We start from the raw sequence: 10,242 nt of genomic DNA on the forward strand, positions 1-10,242 counted from the left end.
TTCCGGTACCGCGCGGACCCGTGCTAAGGGGTCGGGCCGTTTTCTGCCTATTTTGCCCCAAACATTAAGATTGTATTAAGATATCTCCCTTTTTGGTTGAGCCAGCCGCAAAACCATGGTAAACTGTTATCAAAGCGCATAAAATAATTTATATTTTTGCTCAGTTCCACTTTGTACCCCTGGGCCGAAATTTCCCCTTTCTGCTCCCGGCCCCACAGGGAGATTGGCGCCCACAAAGGAATTGGGACGATATTCTCTATCGAGGTGATGATTTTGCTCCGGGAACATATGCAAAATTGGAGGGATCAGATGGGCCAGAGCAAGACCATCCTTCTGGAAAAGCTGCGGGAGGCCCTCTCCTCCGTACTCCCCATCGTGCTGATCGTTTTGGTCCTGTGCTTTTCCATCGCTCCCATCCCCACCGCCACCCTAATGACTTTCCTCATCGGGGCGGTGCTGCTGATCGGTGGGATGGGGCTGTTCACACTGGGGGCCGATCAGGCCATGACCCCCATTGGCGAGCGGGTAGGCGCGGCCATGACCCGCTCCCGCAAGCTGTGGATCGTGGTGTCGGTAAGCTTCCTCATTGGAGTCATCGTCACCGTGTCCGAGCCCGACCTCCAGGTCCTGGCCACCCAGGTCCCCGGCGTGCCCAACCCGGTGCTCATCGGGGCGGTGGCCGTAGGGGTGGGGATCTTCCTTGTCATCGCTCTGCTGCGCATCCTGTTCCGGGTCCCCCTGAACCGTCTCTTGGTGGGCTTCTATCTGGTCGTGTTCACCCTTGCCGCCTTTATCCCCGGGGACTTTCTCGCCATCGCCTTTGACTCTGGAGGCGTCACCACCGGCCCCATGACCGTCCCCTTCATCATGGCCCTGGGCCTGGGCGTCTCCTCCATCCGCAGCGACGCCGACGCCTCTCAGGACAGCTTCGGCCTGGTGGCTCTGTGCTCCATCGGCCCCATCCTGGCCGTGATGGTCCTCTCCCTGCTCTACCCCGCCTCTGGGGCCTACACCCCTGTCTCCATCCCAGAGGTTCCGGACAGCCGTGCCCTCTGGAAGCTGTTTGAGGAGGGTCTCCCCGAGTACATCGCAGAGGTGGCCCTGTGTCTGGCCCCCATCGCCGCCTTTTTTGTCGTGTTTCAGGTGGTATCCCTGAAATTAAAAAAGAAAAAGGTCTTGAAAATCGTAGTCGGTATTTTATATACTTATATTGGGCTGGTACTGTTCCTCACCGGCGTCAATGTGGGCTTCATGCCCGCCGGCAACTATCTGGGCTATCAGATCGCCACCCTGCCCTATCGCTGGGTCCTGATCCCAATCGGCATGCTGATGGGCTGGTTCATCGTCCAGGCGGAGCCGGCGGTCCACGTGCTCAACAAGCAGGTGGAGGAGATCACCTCCGGTGCCATCCCCGGCCGGGCCATGAGCACCAGTCTGTCCATCGGCGTGGCGATGTCGATTGGACTGTCCATGGTGCGGGTGCTCACCGGGATCTCCATCTTCTGGCTGCTGATCCCCGGCTACCTGGCCGCTATCATCATGTCCTTTTTCACGCCGAAGATCTTCACCGCCATTGCCTTCGACTCCGGCGGCGTAGCCTCCGGCCCTATGACCGCCACCTTTCTGCTCCCCTTCGCCATGGGAGCCTGCGACGCCATTGGCGGAAGCATCATCACCGACGCCTTCGGCGTGGTGGCCATGGTGGCCATGACGCCGCTGATCACCATCCAGATGCTGGGACTGCTCTATCAGTACCGCCTGAAGAAGAATGGCACCAGCGGAGAGCAGACCGCCCCGGCGGATGATGACATCATCGAGCTCTGAGGGCGCTGCCGCCCCCACGACGCGAGGAGGAGTGACCGCTATGAGCGGATTGGATCTTATCATCACCATCACTGACCGGTCCAAGTGTGAGTTGTTTATCAACTGGTTCCGCGGCCGTGACATCCCGCTGGTTCTCACCGCGCTGGGACAGGGGACCGCCACCACGGAGATCCTGGACTGTCTCGGGCTGGAGGCCTCGGAAAAATCGGTCCTGTTCTGCCTTGCCCCCCATTCCCGGTGTATGGTGCGCAGGGCGGCCCGGGACCTGTGGCTGGACGTGCCGGGCAACGGCGTACTGATGACGGTGCCCGTGTCCAGCATCGGCGGCACGTCCGTCAAGGAATATCTGACCCAGAATCAGGAGGGGGAGGAACCCATGGAGAGAGAGATCGCCCATGAGCTAATCTTGGTGATCGCCAATCAGGGGCATACAGACCAGGTCATGGAGGCCGCCCGCGGCGCGGGCGCCACTGGCGGGACCACCATCCACGCCAAGGGGACCGGTATGGAACTGGCCAAAAAGTTTTTCGGCGTCTCTATCGCCTCTGAGCGGGAGTTGGTCTTTATCCTGACCCGCTCCCAGGACAAGAAGAACATCATGAAGGCCATCATGGCCCAGGCCGGCATTCAGACGCCCGCCCAGGCTATGGTCTTCTCCGTTCCGGTGAGCGACATCGCCGGCCTGCGTCATTTGGACCAAGCAGAGTCCTGAACCGAACCAGACAAATAGCAAGCCCTCCGGCGCCGCGGCGCCGGGGGGCTTGCTCTGTCCCCGCCTTCTGTCTCCGCTGTCCCCAGAGGCTCAGTTTCCCCCATCCAGGGGCAGGCAGACCGTCAGCTGGAAGCGCCCGCCCTCCGCCTTTGCCTCCAAGGAGCCGCCCCGGCGGCGGGCGATCTCTTCCATCCCCGCCAGGCCAAAGCCGTGGGCCTCCCGCTCCCCCTTCGTTGTCACAAAGGCTCCGTCCGGTCCCCGCTTTACGGGACGTCCCAAGGCATTCTCCACCCGCAGCATCAGCAGCCCCTTGTCCGCCCGGGCCCTCAGCCGCACCGTCCGGTCCTCCGCCCCCGCTGCCCCCTCGATGGCGTTATCCAGGGCATTTCCCAGCAGGGCGCACAGCTCCGGCGCCGGGATATCCATCTGCTCAGGCAGGCTAACCTGAAATTCCCCCGTCAGCCCCGCCTCCTCCAGGGCGGCAGCCTTGGAGGCAAGGACCACATCCACGGTCTCATTACCGCAGAAGCGCCTGTGTCCGGTGAGGGCTGGGGAACCGCCCAGCTGCCGCAGATACCGCTCCGCCTCCTCCCAGCTGCCCCGCTCCAGCAGACCCAGCAGGGCGGACAGGTGGTTGCGCATGTCATGGCGCAGGGCGCGCACCTGGGCCTGCTCCTGCCGGAGCCCCTGGTAGTACACCTCCCGCAGTCCGGCCAGCCGGTTCTCCTCCTCCAACTCCTCGTGCCGGGAGAGCACGGCCAGGGCTGCCAGCAGGGCCAGGGCGGACAGGGAGGCAAAGGGCAGGATGGTATAGGCGATCCCCTCCACGAAGTGATCCACCAGCTCGTCTCCCACCATTCCGGTCCCCCATAGGGAGAAGGACAGGGTGGCCATCAGGGGGGCCAGCGTCAGCCCGCCCAGCAGCTTCCACAGGCGGGAGGACAGGCGCACAGGTCTCCGCACCAGCTTCCAGATCACCGGCACCAGCACCGCCCAGCATACCAGCTTCACCAGATTGCTCCCCACCCTCTCCCCGTTGTGCGACACACTGTTGATCGCCTGTTTGAGCACTGTATCCGCCATCATCCCAATGGGGACCAGCAGCGTATAAAAGATGCCTCCAGCCACCAGCCGGGCCTGAGGGCGTCCCCCGCCGCACAGGAGGAATACCGTCAGGAAGGGGAGGAACAGAAGGATGGGGTTGTGGTCCCCCACCCAGGCGGGCAGCCCCAGGGTGAACCCAAGCAGCAGATACAGCGCCCCCCGGCGCGGCCAGCTCCGGCACGGCCCCAGCACCCGCTCCACTGTCGAGCCCATGGCTGCGCCTCCCAGCAAGAGCGGCCCCCATTGCAGCAGCTCCTTCCATACAGGCAGAACGATCATTCCCATTCCCTCCCTACTCCAGCGCCGCCCGTGTCAAGGCAAGCAGCGCCTCCCGCTGGCAGGAGCGGCTGATGGGCAGGATCTCCTCCCCTACCCACACCTCGCTCCCTGTCACCCGGTCCACCGCCCCCGCCCGGACCAGATACCGCTGGTGGATGCGGACGAACTCCGCCCCCAGCTGGGCAGCCACCTGGTCCAGCTTCCCGTAAAAAATATAGGCGCGCCTGGGGGTGACGCAGGTCACCTGCCGCCGGTCTGAGCGGAAGTACAGGATGGCGTCCCGCCGGATGCGGTAGAACACCTCACCGCTGCGGCAGAAGAAGAGCTCCTCCTCCTGCCGCTGGAGGGCGGTCAGCGCTCGGGTGAGGACCTTCTCCAGTTCCTCCGCCCCGGCGGGCTTGAGCAGGTATCCCAAGGCTCCCACCTCATAGCCGTCAAACACATAGTCACTGTACCCTGTGACAAATACCAGCTGGAGGCTCTGGTCTGCCTCCCGCAGGGCCCTGGCCGTGTCCATGCCGTTGGTCCCCTCCATCTCGATGTCCAGGAACACCAGATCCAGCTCCCCCGCATGCCGGTCCATCCAGCCCAGCAGCGCATCTCCGGAGGAGAACTCCAGCAGCCGCGCCGGCGCGGACCGCCCCTCCAGCGCCCGCTCCAGCAGCACCCGCAGCTGGAAGCGGGATTCCCGTGCGTCGTCGCAGATCCCGATCTGAAGCAAACCGTCCACCTCCCATGGCCTTGTGCCGCGCCTCCCCGCCGGGGCGGCCCCTGTTTTCCCGGAATTTTTCTCCCTCTCAGTGTACAGAGAGTATGATACCACATTTCTGCTTCCCTTCCAAACCAAGTTTGACAGCAGAGCGGTCAAATATGACATCCCATCCCCAAAATTTTCACCCGGCCCGCCGTCTGTGACAGGGGCGGTTGCTTCCCATCCACCTCCCCTGCTATGCTGGGAGCAGAAAGGAAGGATCACTATGCTCTCTGTACAAGATCTGCACAAAAGCTATCAGGTAGGCAAGACCACCTATGAGGTGCTCAAGGGCGTGTCCCTGGAGGTGGCAAAGGGGGAATTTGTGGCCGTGATGGGCCCCTCCGGCTCGGGTAAGACCACCCTGCTCAACTGCATCTCCTGCTACATCCCCGCCGACTCGGGCAGCATCCGCCTGGGCAGCCAGGAGCTGGCCCGGCTGGACGAGGACACCCTGGCCGCAGTGCGCAACAAGAAGCTGGGCTTCGTGTTCCAGGACTTCCTGCTGCTGGACGGCCTCACGGTCCGGGACAACATCCTCCTGCCCCGCATCATCGCCGGGGAGACCGGAGGCGACATGGAGCAGGCCGCCGACCGCCTGTGCGGCATCTTCGGCATCGGTGCCATCCGGGACAAGTATCCGGCGGAGATCTCCGGCGGCGAGAAGCAGCGCACCGCTGTGGCCCGCGCCCTCATCAACCACCCCATGCTCCTGCTGGCCGACGAGCCCACCGGAAATCTGGATTCCCGCTCCTCCCGGGCGGTGATCGACGCCTTTCTCCAGGCCAAGGCGGACCTGGAGGCCACCATCTTCATGGTGACCCACGACTCCTTTGCCGCCTCCTTCTGCGACCGGGTGATCATCCTGCGGGACGGGGGGGTGTGGCGCACCCTGGCCCGCGGCGAGAAGGACCGACGCACCTTCCAGGACGAGCTGCTGGACGCGGTGCGGGAGATGGGGGAGGCGAGCGCCCAATGACACGTTTCTCCCAAGTGACCGCCGCCCTGCGGCGGAAGAGCCTGGGGCAGTATGCCCTGCTCACCCTGTGCTGTTTCGTCTCCGTGCTCCTCATCACCGCCTACGCCTCCATGATGGGTTCCCCCACGGTGCTCTCCGTCTTTCCCGAGGGGGGCGACAGCCGCAAGCAGATGACCATGATCTTCGTGCTGGCTGTCCTGGGCTGCGGCGTATTCACCACCTACGCCTCCGGCCTGTTCTTCCGCCACAAGTCCCGGGATGTGGGCATCCTGCTGGCCCTGGGTGCCTCCAAGGACCAGCTGCGCCGGGTGCTGACGGGGGAGCTGGCTCTGATGTCCCTGTCTGCCTGTGCCCTGGGTGCCCTGCTGGGCACCCCGCTGGCCTGGTTCATCTGGCAGGGGTTCCGGCTCCTGCTGGTGGACTCAGAGGAGATGGCCCTGGCCTTTGACCCCCATGCCTATCTGCTGGCCCTGGCCTTCTCCCTCTTTGTGGTTGTCATGCTGTTTGTTATGCTGGGCCGCTTTTTGCGGCGGACCAACATCCTGGACGTGGTCAACGAGTCCCGGAAGTCTGAGCCCATCCGTGCGGTCCCCCGGTGGTACGGTCCTCTGGGCATCATCCTGCTGGCGGCGGGCGGCTTTCTGGGCTATATGGCCCCCAAATTTTTTATTTTGGTCCTTCACTGGTACGCCCCCGATGCCCTGACGGCCCTGTTCTATCTGCCCGCCCTGGCCGGCCTCTACATGATTCTCCTCCACACGGTAGTCAACGGCTGGCGGCGGGGCAGCAGCCGCTACAGGGACCTGATCACCTCCAGCATGATGAAGTTCCAGGGACGCCAGACCGTGCGGAATATGGTGGTGGTGACGGTGCTGGCCGCCGGGGCCTACTTTGCCGCTTTCTATATCCCTATGCTGAGCAGCGGCACCTCGTCCACAACGGAGGACCGGGAATTCGATTACCTGTTCCACTACCGGGCTGACCAGGACATGCCCGGCCGGGAGGAGGTGCTCCATCTGGCAGAGGAGATGGGAGTGACTGTCACCCGCTACGCCCAGCAGTCCGGTGCGGTGCTCGCCTACGACGGCTACGCCGATGTTGTATCGGAGGGCCCCCTGGGCGCCACCTACGATGTGGTTTACTGTGAGGAAACTGCCTCTGATGTGTTCCTGTCGGAGAGCGCCTGGAACATCCTTACCGGGGATGACCTGGATCTGGAACCCGGTACAGCGGCCACAGTCTATGACCGCAACGGGGATAGCAGCGGCGCCGGGAACAGCATCTCCCTGGTCACCAACCACCTCACCGGGGAACAGCTGGCCGTCACGCCGGCCGAGCCCCTGCGCAGCACCTCCCTTCTGGGATACCGGGTGCTGGACGACGGGGATTATGCCCGCATCACCCAGGGCCTGCCCGATGAATGGCGGGAGGTGGTGGCCGTCTTTGACGTGGAGGACGAGGAGGACACCTACTTCTTTGCAAGGGCCCTGTTCGACGAGATCGTGGACCGCTCCGGCCCCGAGGTGGCCCTCTTCGACGGTTGGGACCCGGTGGTCCGGGACCGTTATCTGGCAGAGAAGGGCTACTACTTCCTGGACCCGGCCCATCTGGAACCCAATGGATTTTCTCCCATTGAATATGACCAGCGGGATTCCAGCAACTTCCGGAATTCCTGGAAATACATGCCCCGCTTCCGGGTGCTGGACCAGGCGGACTTCACCACTACCATGGCGGTCTTTCTGATGCTGTTCGTCTTTGTCTCCATCGTCTGCTTTGCCGCTATGGTGGTCATCCTCTTTACCCGCTGCATGACCATCGCCATGACCAACGCCCGGGTCTATGACGACCTGCGGCATCTGGGGGCCTCCAACGCCTTCCTCCGCCGCACGGTAAAGGGGCAGATCTCCCGGGTGTTCTTCGTCCCCCTGTGCACGGGCACCCTGCTGATCTACGCCTTCTTCGCCATGATCCTGTACTTCAACAGCGGCAGCTTCACTCCCGGCGAGCTGGCCGGCCTGGCCAACTGCGCCCTGGTGGTCCTCGTCCTCTCTCTGTTCTTATATGGCATGTACCGCTTCACCCTGGGCCGGGTATGCTCCGCCCTTTCCATCCGGTCCTCTTCCCGGCCCCGCTGACCTCCTTCCCCTCTCTCACCCCATCCCATGCATTTTCCCCATCCATTTATTAAAATTTCTCACTGGAAAGCGGCAGTCAAAACAGCTATAATAAAGACGAAAGCGCAGGAAAAATTGTAAATTTTGTCTAATTGCTGTCTTTAGACTCCGCTGACAGCGATGCCCGCGCCCAGTACGCACCAACAAACGAGGGAATGAGGAGGAAATCATCATGCGCAAACGAGCTTTGTCCCTGCTTCTGGCAATGGCCCTGGTCCTGGGCCTGTCTGTGGGCGCCTCCGCGGCCTCCGCCGCGCCCACCGATCTCAACCGGTATCTGCTCTCCCACACCAGCAGGAGCGGCGAGACCCGCTCCCTGCCCATCGACCGCACTGAAGTCAATGAGCACCCCGTCATCGGCTATTACACCTACACCTTCCAGGACGGCGAGGCCGCCGGCCGCTCCTTCAAGCTCTATGTGGGCCAGCACGCCGCCCTCCGCGCCTACATCACCGTCATAGCCCTGCCCGACGGCATTGCGGACCCCTACGCCTTCCTTCAGGAGCAGGGCTGGCTGGAGCAGGCCGACACCTATGGCGAGCTCCTCTTTGTCCTGGAGCCCGGCCAGGGCGGCTGGGGCACCCCTGACAGCGAGGCCGCCTATCTGGAGGCCTGCCTGGGCGAGGTGATCGGCAACGACGCCGGCGGCACCCGCGAGACCGCCCCCGGCGGCGTGGTCCAGACCGGCAAGGTGACCCTCAGCGACGGCACCACCTGTTCCTTCTTCACCGGCCACTCCTGCAACTACTATGTAGGCTACGGCGAGGGCTGCGCGGTGCTGGAGTCCTGGACCGCCGAGAACCCCCTGTACGTCATCAGCCAGGCCTTCATCGGCGGCAAGAGCGTGGGCTCCGGCTATCTGGACCAGGCCGCTGCCCGCACCTATAACGGCTATAACGTGAGCACCTATCACCCCGGCTATAGCGATGAGGACTTCACTGCCACCCTGACTGACATGAAGAACGACGGTGCCATCGCCTCCGCGAAGTTCATGACCAATGCGGATGTCCCTGTGCCCACCCTCTTCGCCGGCTATCCCCAGGGGGATGCCAGCGTCAGCTACTGGAAGAACGTCAATGACGCCTATGCTGTCCCCACAGTGGATGGGCTGTATCGTCAAAGCATCTCCTCCAGCTCCTGGACTACCCGCTATGCCAACCAGAACGCCAAGACATGGGACCCCAATACCCGCTACGGCATCTCTCAGGTCCGGGTGGAGGACGGCGCTGACCTGAACGCCGCCCAGATCCGGGACTTCCTGGCCGCCTACACCCGCTACACCTATCAATTTGCTTACAGCAACAACCTGGCCTACCGTCTGGACTACTATCAGGCCACCAAGGCTGCCCGGACTGCTGCGGAGAGCGGCAAGGCCATCGCCACCTATACCTTCGATGGCTATGACGGCAGCGATGCCACTGTGGAGCTGCGGGCCCTGGAGTCCACCCGGGTCTCCGTCCCCGGTAGCTTGGTGGGCGGTACAGTGTACTCCTGCATCTCCGCTTTCAACGACTATGACAGCAACGGCGTCCTGGACCCCCGCGAGTCTCTGATTTACATCCCCGACTCTGTGAAAAACAACAGTGCTGAGGGCGCTCCTGTCCTAGTGGTCTTCCCCGGTATGACTCAGGCCGCCTCTACCTTTATGGACTGCTCCGGCTACTGGGCCGTGGCCAACGACGAGGGCTGCGTCCTGCTCATCATGGGCGAGTATTGCAACTCCAGCGCCTCCAGCCTGATTTATGGCGATGAAGAGGACAACGTCAACATGACCCGCTCCGCCCTGCTGCTGCTGGACCAGGTGGTCAGCAAGCAGGCTGGTGTCCAGATGGACCTCACCCGGGTGTACGGCACCGGCCATTCCTTGGGCAGCCGGACGGTCCAGACCCTGACCCACAACAGCGAGGCCTACTACTTCGCCGCTGTGGCCTCCACCTCCTTCAACAACACCCAGTTTACCGCTGACAGCATGATGCCCAGCTATCTGCTGGCCGGTCAGGCCGACATCGACAGCTTGGTGGCCGCTCCCTGGCTCTCCGGTGATAACAATTCCATCCATGACTGGGTCACCGGCGCGCAGAAGATGAACGGCCTGGATGTGACCTTCACCCCCAACGACCACGCCAGCTTCCTGGCCGCCTGCTCCAGCTATGACGAGAGCGGCCGCTACTACACCTACACCTGGGCGGACAGCAACAGCATCCCCCTGGTCCAGTTCACCCGCACCCTGGCCCGGGAGCACAACTGCTACCCCGAGGAGTTCCGGCTGGCCTGGGACTTCCTGGAGCACTACCGCCTGGCCGAGGACGGCACCCGCTATTACAGCCCCTCCGCCTTTGCCAACAACGACGCTGTGACCATCACTAAGGGCTGAAGCCCCTTCTTCCAACTGAACTGCCCCGGCGCGGTCCTGAGACCG

At 63.1% G+C, this 10,242-nt stretch carries 7 protein-coding genes; 5 read left to right on the top strand and 2 right to left on the bottom strand.

Features of this window, described 5'->3' with window-relative positions; genetic code table 11:
• Positions 1-309: 309 nt before the first annotated feature.
• On the top strand, positions 310-1,824 hold the full coding sequence (locus tag NE584_RS18395) for a DUF1538 domain-containing protein (RefSeq protein WP_256183457.1): 1,515 nt from the start codon (positions 310-312) through the stop codon (positions 1,822-1,824).
• Positions 1,825-1,864: 40 nt separating this feature from the next.
• Positions 1,865-2,536, top strand: coding sequence for a P-II family nitrogen regulator (locus NE584_RS18400; protein WP_050623893.1), 672 nt, complete (start codon positions 1,865-1,867; stop codon positions 2,534-2,536).
• 90 nt (positions 2,537-2,626) lie between these two features.
• Here NE584_RS18400 and NE584_RS18405 read toward each other — a convergent pair whose 3' ends face one another.
• Both NE584_RS18405 and NE584_RS18410 read right to left on the bottom strand, forming a co-directional pair.
• Positions 2,627-3,919, bottom strand: a complete 1,293-nt coding sequence (locus NE584_RS18405; protein ID WP_256183458.1) for a sensor histidine kinase — start codon at positions 3,917-3,919, stop codon at positions 2,627-2,629.
• A gap of 13 nt (positions 3,920-3,932) precedes the next feature.
• Entirely contained in the window at positions 3,933-4,649 is a 717-nt protein-coding gene (locus NE584_RS18410; protein WP_242850304.1) for a LytTR family DNA-binding domain-containing protein, read from the bottom strand.
• A gap of 247 nt (positions 4,650-4,896) precedes the next feature.
• On the opposite strand from NE584_RS18410, the gene NE584_RS18415 reads away from it, so the two are divergent.
• The 3 genes from NE584_RS18415 (at position 4,897) to NE584_RS18425 (ending at position 10,197) form a co-directional block, all read left to right on the top strand.
• Complete coding sequence (locus NE584_RS18415) at positions 4,897-5,649, top strand: ABC transporter ATP-binding protein (RefSeq protein WP_050623890.1); 753 nt, start codon at positions 4,897-4,899, stop codon at positions 5,647-5,649.
• Positions 5,646-7,784: an ABC transporter permease gene (locus NE584_RS18420; protein ID WP_256183460.1), complete on the top strand. Its 2,139-nt coding sequence runs from the start codon at positions 5,646-5,648 to the stop codon at positions 7,782-7,784. The genes NE584_RS18415 and NE584_RS18420 overlap by 4 nt, the downstream gene beginning before the upstream one ends.
• A gap of 211 nt (positions 7,785-7,995) precedes the next feature.
• Complete coding sequence (locus NE584_RS18425) at positions 7,996-10,197, top strand: hypothetical protein (RefSeq protein ID WP_256183461.1); 2,202 nt, start codon at positions 7,996-7,998, stop codon at positions 10,195-10,197.
• Positions 10,198-10,242 lie beyond the last annotated feature (45 nt).

Origin of the sequence: Clostridium sp. DFI.5.61, assembly GCF_024462915.1 — a bacterium.
Taxonomy (GTDB): Bacteria; Bacillota; Clostridia; order Oscillospirales; family Oscillospiraceae; genus Lawsonibacter; species Lawsonibacter asaccharolyticus.